The sequence below is a fragment of the Microbacterium sp. Be9 genome (genome assembly GCF_011754135.1).
In the GTDB taxonomy this organism is placed as follows: Bacteria; Actinomycetota; Actinomycetes; order Actinomycetales; family Microbacteriaceae; genus Microbacterium; species Microbacterium maritypicum_A.
Genome location: NZ_WNWT01000003.1, coordinates 257,504 through 281,515 on the forward strand (window position 1 = coordinate 257,504; position 24,012 = coordinate 281,515).

Here is a 24,012-nt window from a genome sequence, read left to right on the forward strand (position 1 = left end):
TGCCTTCTCGTCGACTCACTCTGCGACCGGGAGGCCGAGGTCCTTCAGGGAGGAGACGGCGGTGTCCTGCGCGGTGGTGAAGATGTCGGCCACCGATGCCGTGCCGGCGACGGCCGCAGCGGCGGTCTCGTTCATCTTCGACAGCGTCGAGAAGCCCGGTGCGTAGGGGAAGTCGGGGTTCAGATTCTCGGTGGCCGTGCTCAATTCGGCGAGCACATTCTGACCGCCGAACTGGCGGAGCATCTTCTCGGGGTCTCCACGTCGCCCTTGGCGGCGACGACGAGGCCCTGCGATGCGAGGTCGTCGACCTGCGTGTTGAACCAGTCGTTGAACTCCATCGCTTCGGCGGGGTATTCGCAGCCCTTCATCACCGAGACGCCGGAACCGCCGTCAGGGCCGCTCATGGCACCCGCGCCGAAGTCGGGAAGCTGGGCGACGCGCCACTGCCCTTCGGCCGGTGTGCCGTCGAGCGAATCGAGGAGGAACCCGGCCTCCCACGCGGCTCCGACGTGGCCGATGAGGCTGCCTTCGTTGAGCGCGGCGGTGAAGCCCTCACCCCAGCGCTCGGTCGCCAACGTCTGCTTGCCGTCGAGCAGGCCCTGCCAGAACGCGGCGACGCGCTCGGAGCCTGCGCCCTCGGCGTCGACCTTCCACTCGTCGCCGGCGGTGCTGAACCAGGTGTCGCCGGCCGCGGCCGACTGGGCGGAGAGCCAGTTCTGAGCCTCATCCGGTGTGAACGCGGTGACGTACTTGCCGGCGGCGGCCGCTGCGGCGGAGTCGGCCGTGAGGTCGTCGAGCGTCTTCGGGGCGTCGAGGCCCAGCGCCGTGAACTCGGCCTCGTTGTAGAAGTAGACGAGGGGCCCGGTGTCCTGCGGGAGGCCCACGATGGCGTCGCCGACCTTCATGCCGCTGAACGCACCGGCCGAGAAGTCGTCCTCGTACTTCTTCGCCTCGTCCGCGACGTCCTGCAGCAGTCCCTTGACGAACAGCTGAGGGACCTCCGAGTAGCCCGTCTGCGCGAGGCAGGGTCCGTTGCCGGCCTTCACGTCGGTCTCGAGCTTGAGGATCATGTCGCTCGACTTGCCGTCGAACTTCGTCGCCTTCACCTGGATGTCGGGGTGTTCGGCGTTCCAGCGGTCGACGATCTCGGAGGCGGGGGTCATGCCCTCGCCGTCGGGCAGGCGGTGCAGGTACTCGATCGTGATGGGCTCGCCGCTGGCGCCACTGTCACCGGAGTCGCCGGATGAGCAGGCTGCGAGGCCGAAGGCCGACACCGCGCCGACCGCGACGATCGCGGCGGTGCGGGTGAAGCGAGGGGTGATTGCCATGCTGTTCTCCTCTTTGAGGTCATGTTCCTGCGGATCGCCCTGGGCGGGGGTGACGCCGAGGCGCCGTCGATCACAAGCACATCCAACCACAGAATGTTTGCGCTCACAACCGACAAACGAAGTCGGTGACGCTTATACTCGGCCTCATCGAGGGAGCGCTGACATGCTCTGACACGCACACGCCGACCGTCGGTTTCGCGGCGATGCCCCGATCCACCGGAGAGGACATCTGCCGATGACACGAAGCCCGCTCGTCCTGATGAACGATTGGGTCTCCGCGATGCCTCCGCGAGCGTTGGTCGAGACCGCGCTCCGCGAAGGCTACGACGGGGTGGAGCTCTGGCTTCCCTCGGAGTCGAGCGCCCGGCGCGAGCTCGTCGCGGCGATAGACGAGACCGGTGCGCCGGTCTCGTTGCTCGTCGGAAGCGTCGAATCCGATCCTGAGGCGCACCGCCGCGCGCTCGCGCTCCAACTGGATGCCATCGGTGCCGAGGGCATCGCCCCGCTGCACATCACCCTGCACGCCGGTCGGGACCACTGGAGGGAGCGGGACCTGGACGCGCTCGCCGGCTGGATCGTCGCCGAGCGCGAGCGGACCGGCATGGACATCCTGGTCGAGACGCATCGTGCGCGGATGCTCCCCTCCGCGCACTCCTCGGCGCGATTGCTCGAGAGGCATCCGGGCCTTCGGCTGACGCTCGACGTCTCCCACTGGATGGTCTCCGCCGAGTCGCTGTTGCAGGATCAGCCCGAGGCCATGGCGCTGGCTATCGACCGCGCCGACCATATCCACGCGCGATTCGGACACGCGCAATCCCCCCAGATCGATGACCCGCGATCTCCGCGGTGGGCGTCCGCTGTCGAGGCGCAGTGGGGATGGTGGGACCTCGTCGTCGACCGTCTGCGCTCCGAGGGCCGTCGCCCGACTTTCCTGGCGGAATTCGGACCGTCGGACTACGCGACGCCGGACCCGCGGACGGGTCTGCCGCTCGGTGATCCCGCCGCACTCAATCGCTGGATCACCGGGCAGATTCGTGCCCGCTACGCCTCCGGCGAGTGATCGCGAACCCTGGGCCCGTCTGGACCAGTCTCTGAAGCGGCGCATGTTTGCGCTCACAAGCCCCATGTGAGGACATCCACGGTCGATCCGGTGCGCGCGGGGAGACGATCATGCACGGTGGGTGTGGATCTCATCACCGACGCGGATCATGCCACCACCCTGGGGTCGGCCGTCGTCCGACGGCGCCCAGCCGGGCAGGAGCAGGCGTCCGAGGGTCGGCTCCTGCTGGGCGAAGGCGCTCGTGAGGGTGGTGAGCACCTTGGCATCCCGCACGCCCGTGTCCGGGTTCGCGTGGGTCGCGAGGCAGCGCACGATGGGGCCGGCGGCCTGGAAGGCGACGTCGCCGACGCGCACCTGGCCGGTCCACTCGAGCTCGCTCCAGGAAGAGGCGTCGTCGATCACCACGTTGGAGCGGAAGCGTCGGTCGTCGACGTTCGTCCCGAGGGCTTCCCCCAATGCGCGAACGCTGGCTCGGCCGTGAATCGAGACGTAGCCCCGCGGGCGGTCCTGGAAGCGCGATGTCTCCCCGTCACCGACGAGCACGAGCGGGAGGCGGCCGGGGCGTCGCAGCCGACGGCCCTCCGAGGTCGCGAGGACGAAGTCGGTGACGGCATCGGTCAGCTCGCGCCGTCCGCCGTCGTCGAGGGTCGCCTCGACGAGCACCGAGCCGGCGTGTTCGATGCGGATGCGTCGGGTCTCGTCGTCATAGCTCGTGCGCAGGGCGGCGAGCGCGGGAAAGTCCTGGAGGGCGAGCCCCTTGGCCTTGGGCCAGTAGTCGAAGCCGTCGCGGTCCTCCGGCTCGGCGGCATCCGCGAACCGGAAGGCGAGCACGCGATCGCCGGTGATCCGGCCGTCGGGCTGCACGGTCAGGGAGTCCCGACGCTCGGGGGTGAGTCCCTTGATCGGGTGACGGTAGAGGGCGACGACGTGTGCCATGAGGAGATCCTCTCAGCTGGCGACGTCGGGGCATGACAGACGGTGCTCTGTCGCTGAGCACATCAGCTCAGCGCCAGAGCACGACGAAACACCCGCACGTGGTGCGGGTGCGACGAACAGAGGGGCGGTCAGGCCTTCTCTAGTTCGTCCTCGTCTTCGTCGGCATAGTCATCGGCCCACTTGTCGACATACGCGTCTTCGTCGGTCGGATGACCCAACTCGCGCTCGAGAGCGGAGTAGTTCACCGACGGACTGTACGCCTTGAGTTCGCGGGCGATCTTGGTGTGTTTCGCCTTCTGACGGCCACGGCCCATGCGCGAGACCCCCTCACGAGTTAAGCTGCGGGCTGTTCAGGCCCGATGCATTTCACGACACCGGCTGAAGGCCGGTAAGAGTAGCATTCAGAATAGCACGCGGGTACGACCCTCTGGCTGATGCCAGGCCGGTGAAGGGAACGATCATCATGACCGACAACACCTCCACTCCGTCCGACGAGGCCGCACAGAATGCGGCTCTGCAGAAAGCCGTCATCGTCGGCATGCAGCTGGACCAGGACCGACACGTGATCGATGAGGCCGTCCGCTACGCGCGACTTCTTAGCGCACCGCTCGTGGTCGCCCACGTCGACGTCACGCGCTTCGTGACGTACGAGGACCCGGACGGCTACGTCCACTCAGCTCCGATCGACATCAACTTCGACGCCGGAGCCGCGGAGTTCGAGGCGGTCGAGGCCGCTGCGGCCACGCTGCTGGCGGGCACCGACGTCACCTGGACGGCGCGGCAACTGGTCGGCGATCCGGCTCTGGCGATCAAGCAGCTCGCCAACAAGCTCGACGCGCAGCTGATCGTCGTCGGTACACGCAAGCGTGGCATCGGCGAGTCGATCAGGGAGTTCTTCACCGGATCGGTGGCCGCGCGCCTCGCGCACCGGCAGCATCGTTCGATCCTCGTCGTGCCGCTCGGAGAGTCGGTGCCGGACGAGCAGAAGGAGATCTGGCCCGAGAAGTAGTGGCCGTTCCCCGGACGCAGAAGAGGCCCCGTCGGCGATTGCCGGTGGGGCCTCTTCTCGTACGGCGTCACCCCATGTGGATGACGATGCCGTGACGTCGCGCGGAGGGTGACGTCTGCACGGGTGCGGTGGGGAGCTGCGGTGGTCGCGCGTGCCCCGGCAGACGAGGTTCCACCCGCGCGCGGGCGTCGTCCTGCCGCGGACGTGCCGCACCCGGCTCGGAACCGATCACGGGCGTGGCGTGCTCAGGGCGACCGTGACACCGCGTGCGGCGGTGTCGAGCGCCGCTTCGAGCTCGGTGACGACCGAGGGGGAGAGGGTGCCGCCCTTCGCGATGTGGGTGCGCAGATCGGTGCGCACCCGTGCGCGGAAGGCGTTGATCACGGCATCGGCGCGGTGCATCTCCTCGCGGCTGACGAGCCGGGAGTCGTCGGTCGCCGTGCGGGGACGGTTCTTCGCCGCCGTGCGCTCGCCCTTCTCGGCCGCTGCCAGATCGGCGCGAAGGCTCTTCATCGCGTCCTGGACGCTCTGCCGCACTTCGCTCGCGATCAGCCGCACCGAGTCGGTGAGGCCGGCTTCGATGCCGGCGAGGTCGCCCTCGCGCGACGCGAGCTCCGCCCGCCCGGCCTCGGTGATGGCGTAGATGGTGGTGCGGCCGTCGACGGTCTTGGTGACCAGCCCCTCTTCCTCGAGCTTCGCGAGCCGGGGATAGATGGTCCCGGCGCTCGGCGTGTAGGTGCCGCCGGTGCGATCGGTGAGCGACTGGATGATGCCGTAGCCGTGCTGCGGCGCCTCGGCGAGCAGCGACAGCAGGTACAGGCGCAGGTCGCCGTGGGAGAAGACCGCGGGGCTCATGCTTCCCACTCCGGGTCGTCGGCGATCGATGCCGGGGTGCGGCGGAGGACCGTCACGCCCCCTGAGACGGAGTTCGCGCGCAGGTCGACGAAGCGTCCGGCGAGCTCCCCGGTCGTGCCCGTGTAGTTGCTGGGGCCCGAGGTGCTGCGCTCGACCCCGTCGATCAGCAGGCGTCCGCTCAGTGACCGGATGACGTAGTTCGCGGCGAGCGACTCGTCGAGGCGCACGGTGGTGCCGCCAGAGACCGAGTTGACGTTGATCGTGTTCACGTCGCCCGCGGCGTCGACCAGCGTGGAGCCCGAGACGATGTCGACGGTCGCCCGGCGCACGGCACCGGTGACGGCCACATCGCCCGAGACGCTGTTCGCGCTGATCGAGCCGGTGAGGCCGCGCACCTGCACGTCGCCCGACACGGAGTTGACCGTGAGGTCGCCGATCAGGGTGTCGACGATGATGTCGCCCGACACGGTGTTGAGGCGGGCGTCGTTGCGGAGTCCGGAGACCAGAGCCCCGGCGCTGACGACACCGAGGTTCAGGGCGATCGCGCGGGGGACCGCGACGCTCACCTCGGCGCGGGGGCCGCCGGAGCCGAAGTTGCGGAACACCTCGAGGAAGTTGTCCCAGCCCAACTGCGGGTGGTCGATCTCGACCTCGCCGTCGTGGGATTCGATGCGCAGGTCCTTGGTGGTGACGCCGTGCACCTCGATGCGGATGCCCGGTTCGTCATGGGCGATGATGTCGACCTGTCCGCCGACGAGGCCCACCTTGAGGCGGGTGACGGATTCGATGTCGATGACGCGTTCCTCGCCGGGGGCGATGAGCCACTTCTCGGTCATGTCTGCTTCTCCTGGGTTGAGGGTCACGATATATCGTGTGTTGCCACGATAACACGATATATCTCGATCCTGTCAAGAAGGGAGCGCGAATATTCGCTGAAAGATGTTGACCTTGACGCAACGTCAACTTCTAGAGTTCAAGACATCACCGCACGACCACGAACGAGAGGAGGCGGAATGGAGACGGATGACTGGTCGATCCAGGAGATCGCCCGCCTCGCCGGAACCACGAGCCGCACACTGCGGCACTACGACGACATCGGCCTGCTGCCGCCCTCGCGCATCGCGCACAACGGCTACCGGCACTACGACGGCCCGGCGCTGGTGCGTCTGCAGCGCATCCTGCTGCTGCGGGAATTGGGGCTCGGTCTCCCGCAGATCGCGGACGTGCTGGGATCCGCATCGGACAGCGATGCCGCAGCGAGCGAGGCATCGGCCCTGGAAACCCATCTCGCGCTGCTGCGCGACGAGCAGACCCGGCTGGCGCGTCAGATCGCGTCGGTCGAATCCACCATCACGGCATTGAGAGGAGGTGAGAACCTCATGGCAGAGAACATGTTCGACGGCTTCGACCACACGCAGCACAAGGAGGAAGTCGAGGAACGCTGGGGGAAGAAGGCCTACGCCGACAGCGACAGCTGGTGGCGCGGGATGACGGACGCCGCGCGCGCCGACTGGCAGCAGCGCGTGTCCGACCTCGGGCGCGACTGGATCGCCGCCGCGGAGAGCGGCATCGATCCGGCTTCACCCGCGGCCCAGGAGGTCGCGCGTCGCCACGTCGAGTGGCTCACGGGCATCCCGGGCACACCCGCCGCCGTCCCCGGCGGAGACGTCAAGGCATACGTGATCGGGCTCGGCGAGATGTACGTCGCGGATCCGCGCTTCGGCGCGAACTACGCGACATCGTCCGGCGGCACGCACGGTGCGGAGTTCGTCCGCGACGCGCTCCGCGTCTACGCGGAGGGCAACCTCTAGGCCACGTACCGAGCCGACCCTCTCCTGAGCGATGTCCGCGCAGGAGGGGGTCGTTCGCGTCCGGCACACGGCCTAGCCGACCGGCGCACTCGCGTGCAAGGGGGAGCCTGAGGCCCAGGCGCGGGCGTAGGGTCATGCCATGGTCCACCGCCGTGAGCGCGCGAACAACGCGCCGCTGTTCGCCGCTGCGGCCACGGCCTACGCCGTGAACTGCGCACTCGGCGCATCCGTCGCCGCGCGCCTGGTCGACACCAGCCGCTTCCGCTGGCTGCACCACGCGCTCTACATCGCGACATGTGCGACCTCGGCTGTCGCCGTCGTGGCGGGCTGGTCGCGGGGGCCGCGCACGGGTGGCCGTCGCGCTGCGGTCGGGCTGCTCCCCGCCGCCGTGCCGCTCGCGGCCATCCCGTACCTCGGCACGCACAGCCGGCGGCATCCGCTGGTCGCGCTCGCCGCCGCCCCCTTCATCGTCGCAGGGCTGGTGCTCTCGCGATCCGCCGCCGACCGGAAGTGAAACGCATGGAACTGCTCGATGCCATCCGCCGCCGCAAGACCACCAACGGCGCATTCCTGCCCGACCCTGTCTCCGAGGACCATCAGCGCATCCTCCTCGAAGCCGCGGGCCGCGCTCCGTCGCAGCTGAACAGCCAGCCCTGGCGATTCGTGGTGATCGAGAGCCGCGAAACGATCGAGCAGATCGCCCGCATCTCGGGCGAGAGCATGACCGAGGCGATGTCGAACGGCACGTTCTTCGAGCGGTACAAACCGTACTTCCGCTTCAGTCAGGCCGAGATGGAGGAGAAGCGCAGCGGGATGCTGTTCGACAAGCTGCCCGCCGCGCTCCGCCCGTTCACGAGCCAGGTGTTCACCAAGCGCGGGCAGACGCTCATGAACACCTTCGGAGTGCCGAAGACCCTCGGTGCCGAGAACCGGAAGCTCGTGGCGGGGTCGCCGCTGCTGCTGGGCGTGATGCTCGACCGCAGCGAGTACCGGCCGGGGCAGCTCTCGTCGTTCTATTCGGTGTTCAGCATGGGGGCGGCGATGGAGAACGTCTGGCTCACCACGGTCGAACTCGGCATGGGCATCCAGTTCATCTCGTTCCCGATGGAGGTGCCGGGCCGCTGGGACGAGATCGTGCAGCTGTTGCGGGTGCCGGACGATCTCGAACTCATGGCCGTCTACCGGCTGGGCTACCTGCCGCCGGAACAGCGTCGCCCCGCGATCGACTGGTCGAGCAGCCAGCGCAAGCTCGTGTCGCAGTACGTGTTCCGCGAGAACGGGGAGACGCCGCAGCAGGGGTGGGACGGCGCGCCTCCCGCCGGCGACATCACTCCGGGTCCGCCGGCGTCAGGGGAGTGAGGTCTCGCAGCGCCGGACCCTCGAGGCGGGTGCCGTCCGGCGCGAAGCGCGAGGCGTGCAGCGGGCAGTCCCACGAACACTCGGCGTCGTTCCAGGCGAGCACGCCGCCCAGGTGCGTGCACACCGCGCTCACGGCGCGCGTCACACCGTCGACGGTGGAGACCGCGACCGGGCGCCCTGCGCGATTCGCCACCGCGCCCTGGCCCTCGGCCGGTTGCGGAACCGGCGTGCGGCGGGTCTCCGCCTCCACCCAGCCGGAGGCGAGCGCCGTCGCGACCTTGCCGCCCTCGACCGCACCGCGAACGAGGTCGGCGGGCACGGTCAGACGCGTGCCGATCGTGGTGATCCAGGTCGGGCGGTCGCGTCGGGGCGTGCCCAGGATCTCGGAGGTGAGGCGCTGCGCGGCGGCGGGGGCGTTCGACAAGCCCCACTTCCCGTAGCCCGTCGCGAAGCGGATGCGGCCGAGGCCGCGCGGCATCGCCCCCACGAACGGGATCAGGTCGTGCGACTCGTAGTCCTGCGCCGACCAGCGGTGCGTCTCCTCCGCGCCGGGGAAGTGCAGCTGCGTCCAGGCGACGAGGTCCTCCACCGCGGCTCTCTCGCCGCCGGATCGGCCGACCGGGTGCCCGTTGCCGCCCACGATCAGTCGGGCGCCGCCACCGGGGCCGTCCGCGACGGTCACCGGGCGGATGGAGCGCGTCGGTCCGTCGACCGAGAGGAACGTCCCCTCCGGAACGCCGTCCGGCACGCGGAAGGACACGCAGTACGACCGGAGCCCCCGCGTCTTGGCGAAGTACAGACCTCGGTCGGTGATCGGGGTGCCCGTCGCGAGCACGATGTGGTCGGCGAAGAGCGGCCCGTGCGCGGTGTCGACGCGACCGGCCAACGCGTGGGTTCCCGTCGCGCGAACGCCGGTGTGGAGCGTGCCGCCGCCGGTGAGAAGCTCCTCGGTGAGGGCGAGGGAAACGGCCACGGGGTCGATCGCGACCTGCTCGTCGAGCGCCACGGCGGCGGCCACCGGGAACGGGGTCGCGGGGAGTGAGGTGGGCGACGCCAATCGCGTCGGCAATCCGGCTTCCCGAGCCGCGGAGTGCTGCTCGTCGACCGTGTCGATGCCGGAAGGGCCCTGCGCGTACGAGTGGTCGGTGTGTCGTGTGAAGGGGACTCCTGCGAGCTCGGCGAATGCGAGCAGCCATTCCATGCCCGAGCGGTTGGCGTCGACGTAGGCGCGCACGAGCGCAGCCGGATGATGGCGCCGGATCGTCGCGAGCTGGCCACCCTGCAGCAGGGAGAGCTTGCCCGTGTTGGCCCCCGTCGCGAGCTCGGCGACCTCGCCCGCCTCGATCACGGCCACGTCGAGCCCGGCTCTGGTGAGCATCACCGCCGTGGAGAGACCGGTGATCCCGGCGCCGACGATGACGACGTCGTGGTGCGCGCCGGGTTCGAAGGGGGATCCGACGGGCAGGGTGCGGTCGAGCTTCCACAGGGGATTCATGTCGTCAGTCAACGCCCTTCGCGTCCTGGGATCCACCGCCTTGACATCCGCAGGGGCCGCTGCCATCCGGCGAACGCCGCGCTGCTCGGCGACTACAGTGGCGGACGTGAACCTCCGCCGCATCCTGCTCGTCGCCGCCGGCGGCACGGTGGGGACGGCCGCGCGGCTCGGCCTCGGCCTCGCGCTCCCGGATGGGGGCGGAATCCCCGTCGCGGTGCTCATCGCCAACGTCGTCGGGGCCCTGCTGATCGGCGTGCTGGCGGCCCGCCTGCCCGCATCGGCCGACCTGCGGCTGATGCTCGGCACCGGAGTGCTCGGCGGATTCACGACCTACAGCGCGTTCATGACCGGCACTGTCGCCCTGTGGGCTGACGTGCCTGCTCTCGCCGCCGCCTACGCGGTGGGCAGCCTCGTTCTCGGGCTCGGTGCGGCAGCTCTCGGGCTGCGTCTCGGCCGGCCCCGGACGGGACGGGCATCATGAGCCCGCTGCTGTTCCTCGGTGCCGCGCTCGCCGGAGGGGTCGGCGCGGTGCTGCGCTACCTCGCCGATCTCGGCGTCGCCCGTCTCGCGGGTCGTCGGTTCCCCTGGGGCATCCTGCTGGTGAACCTCACGGGCTCGTTCGCGCTCGGACTGGTCACCACCGCCCTGCCGGATGCCGCCTTCCTTCTCGGCGCCGGGCTGTTGGGCGGCTACACGACCTTCAGCACGGCGATGCTCGACACGGTGGCCCTGTGGCGCGACGGCGAGCGCCCCGCGTCGACGTTCAATGCGATCGGGATGCTGCTGCTCGGTCTGCCCGCCGCGGGCCTCGGTCTCGCCCTCGGTTCAGCCCTGTAATCGAGGGTTGCGGGGTGCGGCCCCCTCGGGCTACTCTCCTTGCTAATCGATTAACGCTAAACGATTAACATCCGTTTCTGCACTCGTGCACCTGTCGAAGGAGACACCGATGCCCCGTACGACCCGCCGCGCTCTCGGCGCCCTCGCCGCGTCAGCGGTCGCTGTCCTCGCCCTCAGCGCCTGCTCCTCCTCCTCGACGGGCGGCGGCAGCGCCGACGGCGAGGTCACCCTCAGCTATGCCATCTGGGACGAGAACCAGAAACCGGCGATGGAAGACATCGCCGCTGCCTTCACGAAGGAGAACCCGAACGTCACGATCGACATCCAGGTCACGCCGTACAAGGAGTACTTCACGAAGCTGCAGACGGCGGCATCCGGCGGTTCGGCGGCCGACGTCTTCTGGATGAACGGCCCGAACTTCCAGCTCTACGCGTCGAACGGGCAGCTCGCTCCTCTCGATGACGGTGGCATCGACGCCGCGGACTATCCGCAGGGCCTCATCGACCTCTACACCTACGACGGCAAGCTCTACGGCGCCCCGAAGGACTTCGACACCGTCGCCCTCTGGTACAACAAGGCGCTCTTCGACGCGGCGGGTGTGGAGTACCCCTCCGCGGACTGGACCTGGGACGACTTCACCGCGGCCGCCGCGAAGCTCACCGATCCCGCGAAGGGCCAGTTCGGGGTCGCCGCCAGCCAGTACGGCCAGGAGAACTTCTACAACTCGATCGCCCAGGCCGGTGGTGAGGTGATCTCCGCCGACGGGACGAAGAGCGGATACGGCTCGCCCGAAGCGCTCGCCGGCATCGAGCTGTGGACCGACCTGATCGCGGCGGGCTCCTCGCCCACGGCGCAGCAGATGACCGACACCAACCCCGAGGACTTCTTCCTCTCCGGCAAGGTCGCCATGTTCCAGAACGGATCCTGGGCGGCCATCGCTTACGCGGACAACGCCGACATCGGCGGCAGCGTCGATGTGGCCCCGCTCCCCGCCGGAGCAGAGGGCAACCAGAGCGTGATCCACGGTGTCGGCAACGTCGCCAACGCGAAGAGCGCACACCTCGCCGAGGCCAAGGCGTTCGCCGAGTTCGCCTCCGGAGAGCAGGCGGCGAAGATCCAGGCCGAGACCGGCACCGTGATCCCCGCGTTCGAGGGCACGCAGCAGGCGTGGGTCGACGCTCTGCCCCAGTACGACCTTCAGGTCTACATCGACGCGCTCGAGAACGCCGTGCCGTACCCGGCCTCGAAGAACACCTCCGCCTGGACGAGCATCGAGAGCGAGGTGCTCTCGCAGGTGTGGTCGGGCGCGGTGTCCCCGAAGGACGGCCTCCAGGATCTCGCCGACCAGATGCAGGCGGCACTGGACGCCGAGCAGGAGTGACCGCATGACCGTCATCGCGCCGCGCGCGGTCGAGACGGCGGAGCGGGTGCCGGAGCCGCAGAGCCCCGGCACCCGCCGCCGCCGACGGAGTCCGGGAGCGTCCCCCTGGTGGGCGCTGGTCTTCCTCGGCCCGACCGCCCTCGGGATCGCCGCGTTCTATCTCTGGCCGACCGTCCGCACCCTCATCATCTCGTTCACCAAGTCAGGCCCGTTCGGCGGGGCCGAGTGGGTGGGAATCGAGAACTACACGCGCCTGTTCCAGGACCCCGAGCTGATCGGAGCCCTCCGCAACACCGCGATTTACACGATCATCGCCCTCATCGGCATTCCCCTCGCGGTCGGCATCGCCGCGCTGCTGAACACCGCCGGCCTCAAGGGGCGCAGCGCCTACCGCACGCTGTACTTCATCCCCGTCGTCACCATGCCGGCAGCCATCGCGCTGGTGTGGCGCATGATCTACAACGGCGACTACGGAGTGCTCAATGCGGCCCTCGGTGCCGTCGGGATCGAGGGCCGCAGCTGGCTCACCGACCCGAACACCGCGCTGGTCGCGATCGCCGTCGTGGGCATCTGGGCGGGGCTCGGCACCAACATCGTCATCTTCCTCGCCGGACTCCAGGGCATCCCCGACACGATCATGGAGGCGGCCGACCTCGACGGCGCGGGCCCGGTGCGCAAGTTCTTCTCGATCACGATCCCGCTGCTGTCGCCGTCGATCTTCTTCGTCAGCGTGATCAGTGTGATCGGCGCGCTGCAGGTGTTCGACCTCATCTACATGATGCTCGGCCGCAGCAACCCCGCGATGCCGAACACCCGCACCGTCGTCTATCTCTTCTACGAGGCGGGCTTCCTCGACAACGACCGCGGCTATGCGGCCGCCATCGCCTTCCTCCTGCTCGTGATCATCCTGATCCTCACGATCGTGCAGTTCCGTCTGCAGAAGAAGTGGGTGCACTATGAGTGACGTCTCGCTCGACACACGCGCCGTGGTCGGCGCCCCCGCGGGCCGCTCCGGAACCCGGGCGGGGAAGCCGCGGAACCGCGGCCTCTGGATCGTGCACCTCGTGCTGATCCTCGGCGCGGTGCTGATGGTCTTCCCGTTCGTCTGGCAGCTGCTGACCTCGTTCAAGACGCTGTCCGACTCGGTGCAGGTGCCGCCGTCGTTCCTGCCGCGCGAGTGGGTGTTCACGAACTTCGCCGAGGTGTTCGACTCGATGCCGTTCGGACAGATGTTCCTGAACTCCGTGTGGCTCACGGTCGGGCGCACGGTCGGCCAGGTGGTGCTGTGCACCATGGCGGGCTACGCGTTCGCACGCATCCCGTTCCCCGGCCGCAACGCCCTGTTCGTCGTGTTCCTCTCGGTGCTCATGGTGCCGTCGCAGCTGTACCTGCTGCCGCAGTACGAGATCATCCAGTCGCTGGGCTGGCTCAACACGCTGCAGGCGCTCATCGTGCCGGGCATCTTCAGCGCCTTCGGCACCTTCCTGATGCGGCAGTTCTTCATGTCCATGCCCGCCGAGCTGGAAGAGGCCGCCCGCATCGACGGAGCGAATCCGTGGCAGACCTTCTGGCGGATCATGGTTCCGCTCGCGAAGCCTGGCATCATCGCACTTGTGGTGTTCACCGTGCTGTGGTCCTGGAACGATCTGCTCTGGCCGTTGATCGTGACGACCGACCCCGCGAAGATGCCGCTGTCGGTCGGGCTCTCGCAGCTGGTCGGCATCCACGGCACCGACTACCCGGTGCTGATGGCCGGCGCGCTGCTGGCGACGCTGCCGATGCTGGTGACCTTCATGATCCTGCAGCGGCAGTTCATCCAGGGCATCGCGTTCAGCGGATCGAAGGGCTGAGACATGGCGAAGAGCGAGCACCAGGCGCCCCGGCGCCCGACACTGCGCATGGTGGCCGAACGGGCCGGTGTGTCGACGGCGACCGTGTCGTATGTGTTCTCCGGACGCGCAGGGGCGGCGTCGGGTGCCGGCGTCGCCGAAGCCACGGCCGCACGCGTGCTGGCCGCAGCCGATGAGCTGAACTACCGCCCGAACAGTGCAGCGCGGGCGATCCGCACCGGACGCAGCGGCATGGTGCAGCTCTCGCTGCACATGCTGAGCGACCCGTGGTCGTTGGCGGTCGCCGACGCGGTGAACGCCGAGGCGAACAAGCACGGGCTCACCACGCTGATCCTCGCCGACGGTGATTGGCACGCGGCCCTGGACCGGGTCGAGAGCGACGTGGCGTACCTCGACGGCGTGGGCCTCGACGACAAGGCGCGGCAGAACCTCGACGACCTCGTGCGTCGCGGTCAGCGTCTCGTGGTGTTCTCCGAACATCTCGAACCCGAGGGCTTCGACGTGATCCGCTCGGATGCGATCCCCGGCTGCGAGATCGCGATGGACCATCTGCTGGAGCGGCACACCACGATCGGATGCATCGCCGCGGAGGGAGCCGTGCGCCTCGCCGGCACGCAGATCACGCGCTACACGCCCTACGTCGAGAAGATGGCGGCCGCCGGCATCGAACCGGACCCGAGCTGGACGGTGACGTATGCCGACACCCAAGCGAGCGCCTTCACCGCCGCGGTGGAGCTGCTGTCGGGGGAGAACCGACCGCGAGCGGTGTACGCCACCACCGACTTCGCCGCGATCGCCGCGATCAACGCCGCGCACATGCTCGGCCTCCGGGTGCCGCACGACGTCGCGGTGGTGGGCGTGGGCAACACCCCGGACTCCCGCCTGATCGCGCCCACGCTCACGACCGTCGGTCCCACCGACTTCTACGAGCGGCAGGCGCGCATCATCGTCGACCGCGCCCTCGAGACCGAACCCACCCCCGGGCGCCTGCATGACTTCGCGTGGGCGCTCTTCCCCGGCGGATCGACCGACCTCGACGCCCCCGCACCGCGGGCTCGTTGACCTCGGCATCCGGCACAGACTCATCACACAGAAGGACCATCGTGGATCTCCAGATCGGCATCATCGGCTTCGGCGCGCGCTCGACCCTCCAGGAAGAGGTGCATCGCCCGGGACACGGCTCGCGCATCAGCGCCGTGTGCGACCTCGCACCGCGCGCTCGCGACGACGCCCGCGCTCTCGTGCCGGATGCGCTCGTCACCGACTCTCTCGACGAGCTGCTGGCCTCCGGCGTCGACGCCGTCATGGTGCTCACCCCCGACGACACGCACGCCGCGCTCAGCATCCGGGCCCTCGAAGCCGGAGTTCCGGTGTTCTGTGAGAAGCCCCTGGCGATCGACCTCGCCGACGCCGACGCGATGCTCGAGACCGCACGCCGCACCGGCACCGGGCTCTACATCGGCCACAACATGCGGCACATGCCCGTGATCACGCTGATGCGCGGTCTGATCCAGAGCGGACGCATCGGTCAGGTCAAGGCCGTCTGGGTGCGGCACTTCGTCGGTCACGGCGGCGACTTCTACTTCAAGGACTGGCACGCCGATCGCCGACGCACGACGGGACTGCTGCTGCAGAAGGGCGCCCACGACATCGACATCATCCACTGGCTCGCCGGCGCCTACAGCGAGCGCGTCTCCGGGATGGGGGCGCTGAGCGTGTACGGCGACATCACCGACCGTCGTGACAGGGCGGGGGAGCGGATGCCCGACTGGTTCAGCATGGACAACTGGCCGCCGACGGCGCTGACCGGTCTGCACCCGGTGGTGGACGTCGAGGACATCTCGATGGTGAACATGCAGCTGGAGGGCGGCATCTTCGCGTCGTACCAGCAGTGCCATTTCACGCCCGACTACTGGCGCAACTACACCGTGATCGGCACCGAGGGCCGCATCGAGAACTTCGGCGACGTGGCCGGCAGTGAGGTCAAGCTGTGGAACCGGCGTCATGCCGGAGCGGCGGCGGCCGACGAGACCTTCATCGTCCCGGAGGTGCCCGACGCGGGGCACGACGGTGCGGACGCCCTGCTCGTCGCGGAGTTCCTGCGCTTCGTGCGCCACGGCGGACTCACCGAGACGTCGCCCGTCGCGGCCCGCGAGGCCGTCGCCGCCGGCATCCTCGCCACCGCGTCGCTGCGGGGTGACGGCTCCGCGATCGAGATCCCGCCGCTGGATCCCGATCTCGTCGCCTACTTCGAGCGCGGGCAGGTCGAGGCCGCACTGGTATGAGTGCACCGCCGCCCTCGCGGTGCTGGGGTTGGGGATGTACGTGCCCGCCTCCCTGGTGCAGCACCGCATCATCCTGACCGCCGGTCCTGCGTTCGCCGCCGACACCTTGGAGGTCCACGACTCCGTGCGGAGCGAGGGCGAGGTCCGTTCCCAGCATCTTCACAATCCTGAAATGTACAAACGTACATGTACGGATGTCCAAGGGGGCGGGATGAGGCAAGGGGAGCGTCGGCGACGTGACCCTGAGGCGCGCCGTCGGGAGATCGTGACCGCGACGGCCGAGCTCATCGTCGAGGTGGGCGCCGACGCCGTCACACACCGCATGGTGGCCGCGCGTGCCGGGGTGCCTCTCGGGGCGACGACGCAGTACTTCGACACCCTCGACGACCTCAGGGCCGCGGCCTTCCGCGCGCTCGCCGAAGAGGTCGACGCACGTCTCGACGGCGTGCGGCAGACCCTCGCCGAACGCGGTGACAGCCCCGACGTGATCGCCGCCCTCGTGTTCGAGAGCATGGACGACCACCATGCCGTGCAGGCCGACCGCGCCGTGGTCACCGCCGCCGTGCACGACCCCCGCCTGCGGGATCTCGCCCGCCATCTGTCGGACCGCCTCGTCGACCTGCTCACGCCGACCTATGGCGAAGACCGTGCCAGAGCGGCGATGATCTTCATCGACGGCGTCATGTGGAGCATGCAGATCCGCGACGACCGTCTCACCCAGTCCTTCATCGAGTCCGCACTGGCGCGGATCCTCGGAGACGACGTCTCCACCCCTTCCGCAGCGACAGCCACACCCTGACACCGAGGAAACCGCCTTGTCGAAACTCGCCATCCTGAGCCTGAAGAACCGCGCGCTCATCGCCCTCATCACCATCGTCGCGGCGGTGTTCGGCGGGCTCGCGCTCACGAATCTCAAGCAGGAACTCATCCCCTCGCTCGAGCTGCCGGCACTCGTCGTCATGACGACCTACCCCGGCGCCTCGCCCGAGGTGGTCGAGAACGACGTATCCACGCCGGTCGAAGCGGCGATCCAGGGCGTGCCCGGTCTGGAGTCGACGACGGCGACCAGCACCACGAACGCCTCGATCGTGCAGGCGATGTTCGCCTACGGAACGAATCTCGCCACGGCCGAGCAGAAGATCCAGCAGGCGATCAACCGCATCTCGTCGCAGCTGCCGGAGGATGTGACCCCTCAGGTGCTGTCGGTCTCCATCGACGACTTCCCGGTGATCCAGGTCGCCGTCACCGGATTCGAGGATGCCGACAACGCCCAGGCCCAGCTCGAATCGGTCGCGATCCCCGAACTCGAAGACGTCGACGGCGTCAACGCGGCCGAGATCGTGGGTGGCGTCGGGCAGCGCATCAGCATCACGCCCGACGTGGCGAAGCTCGCCGCTGCCGGCCAGAGCACCTCGGCGATCAACGACGCACTCGACCAGAACGGCACGCTGTTCCCCGGTGGCGACATCACCGAGAACGGTCAGACGCTGACGGTGCAGACGGGCGCGAAGATCACCTCGGTCGAGGAGATCGCCGCCCTTCCGCTGGTCGGCACCGACGTCACGATCGGCGATGTCGCGACGGTCGTGCAGGAGTCCGACCCCGTCACCTCCATCTCCCGTGTCGACGGCAAGGATGCGCTGTCGATCTCCATCACCAAGCTCCCCGCGGCGAACACCGTGGAGGTGTCCAACGGCGTGATCGCCGCGCTCGACACGATCGGCGACGCCTTCCCGGACGCGACCTTCACCGTGATCTTCGACCAGGCGCCGTTCATCGTGCAGTCGATCGAGACGCTCGCCACCGAGGGAATGCTCGGCCTGGTGTTCGCGGTGCTCGTGATCCTCGTCTTCCTGATGTCGGTGCGCTCCACCCTCGTCACCGCGATCTCGATCCCCACCAGCGTGCTCATCACCTTCATCGGGCTGCAGGCGTTCGGCTACTCGCTGAACGTGCTCACCCTCGGTGCGCTCACTATCGCGATCGGTCGAGTGGTCGACGACTCCATCGTCGTGATCGAGAACATCAAACGTCACTACGTGGGCGATGCCGACAAGGGCGATGCGATCCGCCTCGCGGTGCGCGAGGTCGCGATGGCGATCACGGCGTCCACCATCACGACAGTGGCGGTCTTCCTGCCGATCGTCTTCGTCGGCGACATGGTCGGCGAGCTGTTCCGGCCGTTCGCGATGACGGTGACGATCGCGATGGTCGCCTCGCTCCTGGTCGCCCTGACGATCGTGCCGGTGCTCGCCTACTGGTTCCTCAAGCCGGGCAAGCCGTTGCTCGACGAGCACGGCGATGCGATCGACCCCGAGCACCCGGACGCGCCGCCGACGTGGCTGCAGCGCCAGTACCGGCCGATCCTGGGCTGGACGCTCAAGCACTCCGGTGTCACGGTGATCCTCGCGGTCGTCGTGCTCGGCGCCACGCTCGCCGCAGCGCCGCTGATGAAGGTCAACTTCCTCGGCGACTCCGGCCAGAACACCATGACGATCACGCAGGACCTCGGCCCGACGGCGAGCCTCGAGGCCAAGTCGGATGCGGCGGTGGCGGTCGAAGACGCCCTGCTCGACATCGACGGCATCGAGCACGTACAGGCCTCGATCGGCACCAGTGGTTCGGCGCTCAGCGACGCCTTCTCGGGCGGTGCGGGCGTCACGTACTCGGTGCTCACCGACTCGAACGCCGATCAGGAGAAGCTCCGCGCGGATGTGCAGGATGCGATCGACGGCCTCGGTGACGATGTCGGGGATGTCGCGGTCTCGGCCTCGGCCGGCTTCGGATCGAGCGACATCGAGATCACGGTCAGCGCCTCGAGCTCGGACGACCTCCAGACGGCGACCACCGCGCTGGTCAAGGAACTCGACGGGAAGGACGGCGTCGGCCAGGTGAGCGACAACCTCGCCGCGTCGCTGCCGTACATCGCCGTCGTGGTCGACCGGGAAGCCGCCGCCCAGCGTGGACTCTCCGAGGTCGCGGTCGGTGCCATCGTCTCGGGCACCATGCGCCCGCAGCAGGCGGGATCCGTCGAGATCGACGACACCGCGCTGACGGTCTACATCGTGACCCCGAACCCGCCGACCACGGTCGACGCGCTCAAGCAGCTCACCATCCCGACGCCCGCCGGCGTCGTGCAGCTGCAGGACATCGCGACCGTCGAGCAGCAGAACGGACCCACCTCGATCACCACGGAGCAGGGCCGTCGTACCGCGACGATCACCGTGCCGCCGGCGTCCGACAACCTCGCCACGGCCACGCAGTCCGTGAACACCGCGCTCGCGGCGGTCGACCTGCCCGACGGTGCATCCGCCGAAGTGGGCGGTGTCGCGTCGCAGCAGGCCGACTCGTTCTCGCAGCTGGGGCTGGCGATGCTCGCGGCGATCCTGATCGTCTATGTGGTCATGGTCGCGACCTTCAAGTCGCTGCGCCAGCCGCTGCTGCTGCTCATCTCGGTGCCGTTCGCGGCGACCGGGGCGATCCTGCTGCAGATCATCACGGGTGTGCCGCTCGGCGTCGCGTCGTTGATCGGCGTGCTGATGCTCATCGGCATCGTGGTGACGAATGCGATCGTGCTCGTCGACCTCGTGAACCAGTACCGGGAGAAGGGTCTGTCGACCATCGAGGCGGTGAAGGCCGGTGGTGAGAAGCGTCTGCGACCGATCCTGATGACCGCACTCGCCACCATCCTCGCCCTCACTCCGATGGCCCTCGGCATCACGGGTCACGGCGGCTTCATCTCGCAGCCGCTCGCGATCGTCGTGATCGGCGGTCTGATCTCGTCGACGGTGCTGACGCTGATCGTGCTGCCCACGCTCTACAACCTCGTCGAGGGGGCCAAGGAGCGACGCGCGGCGCGCAAGGCGGGGGGAACGGATGCCGGAGGAGCCTCGGCTCCGGATGCTCCTGTCGGCCCGGATGCATCCGGTGCCGCCGTGGTGTCGGCTCAGCCGGTGCTGATCGATGCCTCGGGTCTGCCGCATGCGCCGCAGCTCACCCGCCGCGAGCTGCGCGAGCGCGGGGAGTAGCGCCTTCTCGGCGTCGCCCGGCCGAAACGGAGATCATGTGCGCCGCGGCCGGCGAGTCACCATCCGACTCGCCGGCGCGGCGTCATTCGCTCTCTGTTCTCGTCGGGGAGTTCGCGGCACGGCGCGTCGAGTCAGCTCAGCGTGATGCCCCAGTGCAGGGTCCAGGTCTCATCGGGGGCGAGCCGGCGGATGCCGAGGCCGCTGTTCAGGGCGTCGGCCGGTGCGGTCATCGGCTCGATCGCGACCGCGAGGCTCTGACCGGGATAAGCGGGTGTCGTGTACACCTGCACGTAGTCGAAACCCTCGCCCTGCCAGAGCGTCACGCGGCGACCGTCCGGCGCGGTGAGCGAATGGTGCACACGTCCGTCGGGATCACGGGCGAGATCCGTGAAGCCGGTGTCGAGGGTGACGTCTCCCAGTCGGACGCCCTCGCGCAGAGCGGCATCGGCCGGTCGGGTGCCGGTGGGGAGCATCCTGTCGTCGGTGTCGAACGCCGTCTCCGCGGGGATCCGCAGCACGAGGTCATGCGGGTCCACGTCGCCGATCGTCACGAACGGGTGGGTGCCGAGGGCCACGGGCGCGGACGTGGTCGACCGGTTGGTGAGCGTGTGCGACACGTCGATGCCGTCGGGCGTGAGCGCGTACTCCACTGTCGTCTCGATCAGGTACGGGTATCCCGTCTGCGGGACGATGGTCGCGCGCAGCACGGCTTCGCCCTCGGTGTGCGAGACCTCGTAGGCGGTGAAGCGCAACAGGCCGTGGCTCGCGTTGTTCAGCTTCGGCTCGGTGATCGCGAGCCTCCGTCCGGTGCCGTCGTCGTCCCACTCTCCGTCGCGCACCCGGTTCGGCCAGGGCACGAGGACCACGCCGGAACAGGCCGGCGTGGGCAGCTCGAGAGGATACGGCGGTACGAGGTCGACATCGTCGATGCGCAGCGAACGCAGGGAGGCGCCGACCTGTGCGATCTGTGCGGTCACCCCGCCGCGTCGAAGGCTGATCTGGGCGCCGGTGGGGGAAGCGGTACTCACCTCGTCATCGTACGGCCACGATCGGGTCGGCGGTCTCTCAGGAGCGTCGGCTACACTTGAGCGGTCGGCTTCGGACACCCGCGCGTTGGCGCGGACGTTTTATGTGTGTGAAGTGTGAGTCCAGGGGCCGATGGTGAGCGTCGCTCGACGCTAATCAACCATCACATGAATGGCCCCGGCCGCTGACAGTCCGGAACCCCGCTGGTCGAGTTCGACCAGGCGCAGGGTGCTCGCGCGTGCGCGCGGCGCTGTTCTCGTGCGAGAACACAGAAAGACACCGCAATGCCGAAGAACAAGAAGCCCCGCGGCGGACGTCCGTCCGCGAACTTCGAACCGCGCTACGGCGCGAAGAAGACCTCTTTCCACGACCGTCACAACGGCGGCCCCGCCCGTGACGGCGCACGCGATGAGCGCGGCGGACGAGCGGATGCCGGCGACCGTCGCACCGCTGCATCCGCGGGAGGGTACGACCGTCGCCCCGGCAGCCGCAGCGCCGGCCACCGCGGCTACCGTTCGGCTGAAGCCGAGTCGGGTGCGCCCAAGCAGCGCTGGGGTGCGTCGGAGCGCGCCGGCCGCGACGAGGCGCGCGGGATCCGCAACCGCGCCGAGTCCGGGCGCCGCGAGGCCCCGCACCACCGCAACGACGAGCGCTCCGAGCGCCCGCGCTACAACGACCGCCCCAGCGCCGGAAGCCGTTTCGACGACCGTCCGCGTCGCGACGACCGCGGCGGACAGCGCCAGACCGGACAGCGCCCGACCGGGCCCGGCACGTACCGCGACGACCGCGGCGGCGACCGCCCCCGGTTCGACCGCGACGACCGTGCGCGTCGCGATGACCGCGGCGCCGGCACCCAGCGTCAGGGCTTCCGTGACAACGACCACCGCGATGGCGGGCGTCCGGGTCGCGACGACCGGCGTGGTGCCGAGCGTCCGCGGTTCGACCGTGACCGCGGCACCGAGCGTCCTCGGTTCGACCGTGACGACCGCCCGCGTCGCGATGACCGCGCCGGTGACCGCACCCGGTCGAACGATCGCGGCACCGAGCGCCCCGAGCGTTCATACGACGCCGACCGCGCGCGTCGCGCTTTCGACCGTGACCGCACACAGCGTTCGTACGAGGGCGGCCGCGACGAGCGTTCGCGTCCGTCGACCGGTGGCGCGTACCGCACCGAGCGCCCGCGCCCGCTGACCTCGGACACCCGTGGGCGCCCGGCCCGCAACGAGCGACCGAGCCGCAACGACTGGAACGCCACCAGCCGTCCTGCATCGACCGGAGCGAAGTTCACGCCGGGCGATGACGTCGTGCACGAGCGCCTCGAGGCGAAGTCCGTCGCGGCGGTCGAGGTCGACGGTGTGACCTTCGGCGACCTCGGTCTCGGATCAAACATCGTCGAGACCCTCGTCGGTATGGGTGCGGCCACGCCGTTCCCGATCCAGGCTGCCAGCATCCCCGCCGTCCTCGCCGGGCGCGACGTGCTCGCCCGCGGCCGTACCGGCTCCGGCAAGACCATCGCCTTCGGCGCGCCGCTCGTCGAGCGCGTGCTGCAGTCGCAGGCCGGCAAGCGCCGTGAATTCGGGCGGTCGCCGCGCGCGATCATCCTCGCTCCGACGCGTGAGCTCGCGCTGCAGATCGACCGCACCATCCAGCCGATCGCCCGCAGCGTCGGGCTGTTCACCACGCAGATCTACGGTGGCGTGCCGCAGGGGCGTCAGGTGGGCGCGCTCAAGAAGGGCGTCGACATCGTGATCGGCACCCCCGGTCGTGTCGAGGACCTCATCAACCAGGGCAAGCTCGACCTCTCGGACTGCCGCATCGCGGTGCTCGACGAGGCCGACCACATGTGCGAGCTCGGCTTCGTCGAACCGGTGCAGCGCATCCTGCGTCACACCGCCGACGGCAGCCAGAAGCTGCTGTTCTCGGCCACGCTCGACCGTGAGGTCGCCGCACTCGTCGACGAGTTCCTCGTCGACCCGGCCGTGTACGAGGTCGCAGGTGAAGACCAGGACTCCAGCACGATCGAGCACCGCGTGCTCGTGATCGAGCACCGCGACAAGGCCGACATCCTCACTTCGCTCGTCGACCGCGACGGCAAGACGTTGGTGTTCGCCCGTACCCGCGCCTACGCCGACATGCTCGCGGAGCAGTTCGACGACGCCGGCATCCCGGCCGTCTCACTGCACGGTGACCTGAACCAGGCCAAGCGCACGCGCAACCTCGAGCGTCTGACGTCGGGGCGCGTGAGCGTGCTCGTCGCCACGGATGTCGCCGCCCGGGGCATCCATGTCGACGATATCGATCTGGTCGTCCAGGCCGATGCGCCCGACGAGTACAAGACGTACCTGCACCGCTCGGGCCGTACGGGTCGTGCCGGCCGCGCAGGTCGAGTCGTCACGCTGATCACGCGTCAGCGTCAGCGCCGCATGAGTGAGCTGCTCGAGCGCGCCGAGATCGATGCGCCGTTCGAGAACGCCCGTCTCGACGACGACGTGATCGAGGAGATCGCCGGTCGCGTTCCGACCGCGGCAGACCTCACCTCCTGAGTCGGTCGGTCGCCGGCTGCGACCGCGCACAACGAGGACGATCCTGCAGAAGTGCCCCGGGAAGCACGTTCCCGGGGCCCTTCGGCGTCGTCTCTCCGGAGTTGTGAACGTTCGGAAGCGAGCGCTCCGAGGTTCCGTGCCGAGATGACGCCTTCCACGGGGTGATGACGGTGGATGGTGTCGCAGTGTCGGCCCGGGTCGCGCGAAGC

23 protein-coding genes are annotated in these 24,012 nt (G+C 69.1%); 15 read left to right on the top strand and 8 right to left on the bottom strand.

The window, feature by feature from the left end:
- Window positions 1-15 precede the first annotated feature (15 nt).
- The gene (locus GLO27_RS19730) at window positions 16-204 is read right to left on the bottom strand and encodes a hypothetical protein (protein ID WP_243844726.1); all 189 of its coding nucleotides are present in this window, start codon (window positions 202-204) and stop codon (window positions 16-18) included.
- Window positions 201-1,328 (bottom strand): extracellular solute-binding protein, encoded by a 1,128-nt coding sequence (locus GLO27_RS04045; RefSeq protein WP_243844727.1) that lies wholly within the window; start codon window positions 1,326-1,328, stop codon window positions 201-203. The genes GLO27_RS19730 and GLO27_RS04045 overlap by 4 nt, the downstream gene beginning before the upstream one ends.
- A gap of 235 nt (window positions 1,329-1,563) precedes the next feature.
- Here GLO27_RS04045 and GLO27_RS04050 point away from each other — a divergent pair, with 235 nt between their 5' ends.
- Window positions 1,564-2,388 (top strand): TIM barrel protein, encoded by an 825-nt coding sequence (locus GLO27_RS04050; protein ID WP_167253723.1) that lies wholly within the window; start codon window positions 1,564-1,566, stop codon window positions 2,386-2,388.
- Window positions 2,389-2,496: 108 nt separating this feature from the next.
- Here GLO27_RS04050 and GLO27_RS04055 read toward each other — a convergent pair whose 3' ends face one another.
- Entirely contained in the window at window positions 2,497-3,324 is an 828-nt protein-coding gene (locus tag GLO27_RS04055) for an MOSC N-terminal beta barrel domain-containing protein (RefSeq protein WP_167253725.1), read from the bottom strand.
- A gap of 128 nt (window positions 3,325-3,452) precedes the next feature.
- Window positions 3,453-3,638 carry a DUF3073 domain-containing protein gene (locus tag GLO27_RS04060; protein WP_029259537.1) on the bottom strand — a complete coding sequence of 62 codons (186 nt, stop codon included), beginning with the start codon at window positions 3,636-3,638 and terminating at the stop codon, window positions 3,453-3,455.
- 149 nt (window positions 3,639-3,787) lie between these two features.
- On the opposite strand from GLO27_RS04060, the gene GLO27_RS04065 reads away from it, so the two are divergent.
- Window positions 3,788-4,333, top strand: a complete 546-nt coding sequence (locus tag GLO27_RS04065) for a universal stress protein (protein WP_029259536.1) — start codon at window positions 3,788-3,790, stop codon at window positions 4,331-4,333.
- A 228-nt stretch (window positions 4,334-4,561) separates the two neighbouring features.
- On the opposite strand, the gene GLO27_RS04070 is transcribed toward GLO27_RS04065, so the two are convergent.
- Entirely contained in the window at window positions 4,562-5,188 is a 627-nt protein-coding gene (locus GLO27_RS04070; RefSeq protein ID WP_167253727.1) for a PadR family transcriptional regulator, read from the bottom strand.
- Window positions 5,185-6,024 carry a DUF4097 family beta strand repeat-containing protein gene (locus GLO27_RS04075; protein ID WP_029259534.1) on the bottom strand — a complete coding sequence of 280 codons (840 nt, stop codon included), beginning with the start codon at window positions 6,022-6,024 and terminating at the stop codon, window positions 5,185-5,187. The genes GLO27_RS04070 and GLO27_RS04075 overlap by 4 nt, the downstream gene beginning before the upstream one ends.
- Window positions 6,025-6,201: 177 nt before the next feature.
- Here GLO27_RS04075 and GLO27_RS04080 point away from each other — a divergent pair, with 177 nt between their 5' ends.
- From GLO27_RS04080 to GLO27_RS04090, 3 genes are all read left to right on the top strand, one after another.
- Window positions 6,202-6,999, top strand: coding sequence for a MerR family transcriptional regulator (locus GLO27_RS04080; protein WP_167253729.1), 798 nt, complete (start codon window positions 6,202-6,204; stop codon window positions 6,997-6,999).
- A 139-nt stretch (window positions 7,000-7,138) separates the two neighbouring features.
- Window positions 7,139-7,513 (top strand): hypothetical protein, encoded by a 375-nt coding sequence (locus GLO27_RS04085; protein WP_021201496.1) that lies wholly within the window; start codon window positions 7,139-7,141, stop codon window positions 7,511-7,513.
- Between the two features lie 5 nt (window positions 7,514-7,518).
- On the top strand, window positions 7,519-8,358 hold the full coding sequence (locus GLO27_RS04090; protein ID WP_029258386.1) for a nitroreductase family protein: 840 nt from the start codon (window positions 7,519-7,521) through the stop codon (window positions 8,356-8,358).
- Here GLO27_RS04090 and GLO27_RS04095 read toward each other — a convergent pair.
- Window positions 8,327-9,853: an FAD-dependent oxidoreductase gene (locus tag GLO27_RS04095; protein ID WP_167253731.1), complete on the bottom strand. Its 1,527-nt coding sequence runs from the start codon at window positions 9,851-9,853 to the stop codon at window positions 8,327-8,329. The genes GLO27_RS04090 and GLO27_RS04095 overlap by 32 nt on opposite strands.
- Before the next feature lie 106 nt (window positions 9,854-9,959).
- Between GLO27_RS04095 and GLO27_RS04100 the strand changes: the two genes are divergently transcribed.
- The 9 genes from GLO27_RS04100 to GLO27_RS04140 all read left to right on the top strand — a co-directional run bounded on the left by GLO27_RS04100 (window position 9,960) and on the right by GLO27_RS04140 (window position 20,234).
- Window positions 9,960-10,334 carry a CrcB family protein gene (locus GLO27_RS04100; protein WP_036331090.1) on the top strand — a complete coding sequence of 125 codons (375 nt, stop codon included), beginning with the start codon at window positions 9,960-9,962 and terminating at the stop codon, window positions 10,332-10,334.
- The gene (locus tag GLO27_RS04105) at window positions 10,331-10,690 is read left to right on the top strand and encodes a CrcB family protein (protein WP_167253733.1); all 360 of its coding nucleotides are present in this window, start codon (window positions 10,331-10,333) and stop codon (window positions 10,688-10,690) included. The genes GLO27_RS04100 and GLO27_RS04105 overlap by 4 nt, the downstream gene beginning before the upstream one ends.
- 109 nt (window positions 10,691-10,799) lie before the next feature.
- Window positions 10,800-12,071 (top strand): sugar ABC transporter substrate-binding protein, encoded by a 1,272-nt coding sequence (locus GLO27_RS04110; protein WP_136023797.1) that lies wholly within the window; start codon window positions 10,800-10,802, stop codon window positions 12,069-12,071.
- A 4-nt stretch (window positions 12,072-12,075) separates the two neighbouring features.
- Window positions 12,076-13,035, top strand: a complete 960-nt coding sequence (locus GLO27_RS04115; protein ID WP_029258391.1) for a sugar ABC transporter permease — start codon at window positions 12,076-12,078, stop codon at window positions 13,033-13,035.
- Complete coding sequence (locus GLO27_RS04120) at window positions 13,028-13,921, top strand: carbohydrate ABC transporter permease (protein ID WP_029258392.1); 894 nt, start codon at window positions 13,028-13,030, stop codon at window positions 13,919-13,921. The genes GLO27_RS04115 and GLO27_RS04120 overlap by 8 nt, the downstream gene beginning before the upstream one ends.
- A 3-nt stretch (window positions 13,922-13,924) precedes the next feature.
- Window positions 13,925-14,983: a LacI family DNA-binding transcriptional regulator gene (locus tag GLO27_RS04125; protein WP_029258393.1), complete on the top strand. Its 1,059-nt coding sequence runs from the start codon at window positions 13,925-13,927 to the stop codon at window positions 14,981-14,983.
- A gap of 41 nt (window positions 14,984-15,024) precedes the next feature.
- On the top strand, window positions 15,025-16,206 hold the full coding sequence (locus GLO27_RS04130; RefSeq protein WP_318387009.1) for a Gfo/Idh/MocA family oxidoreductase: 1,182 nt from the start codon (window positions 15,025-15,027) through the stop codon (window positions 16,204-16,206).
- 211 nt (window positions 16,207-16,417) lie between these two features.
- A complete protein-coding gene (locus GLO27_RS04135; protein ID WP_167253734.1) occupies window positions 16,418-17,005 on the top strand; it encodes a TetR family transcriptional regulator in 588 nt (195 codons plus the stop codon).
- A gap of 16 nt (window positions 17,006-17,021) precedes the next feature.
- Entirely contained in the window at window positions 17,022-20,234 is a 3,213-nt protein-coding gene (locus tag GLO27_RS04140) for an efflux RND transporter permease subunit (RefSeq protein ID WP_167253736.1), read from the top strand.
- A gap of 131 nt (window positions 20,235-20,365) precedes the next feature.
- On the opposite strand, the gene GLO27_RS04145 is transcribed toward GLO27_RS04140, so the two are convergent.
- Window positions 20,366-21,262 carry an aldose 1-epimerase family protein gene (locus tag GLO27_RS04145; RefSeq protein WP_167253738.1) on the bottom strand — a complete coding sequence of 299 codons (897 nt, stop codon included), beginning with the start codon at window positions 21,260-21,262 and terminating at the stop codon, window positions 20,366-20,368.
- A gap of 282 nt (window positions 21,263-21,544) precedes the next feature.
- Here GLO27_RS04145 and GLO27_RS04150 point away from each other — a divergent pair, with 282 nt between their 5' ends.
- Window positions 21,545-23,803: a DEAD/DEAH box helicase gene (locus GLO27_RS04150; RefSeq protein WP_167253740.1), complete on the top strand. Its 2,259-nt coding sequence runs from the start codon at window positions 21,545-21,547 to the stop codon at window positions 23,801-23,803.
- The last annotated feature ends 209 nt before the right edge of the window (window positions 23,804-24,012 follow it).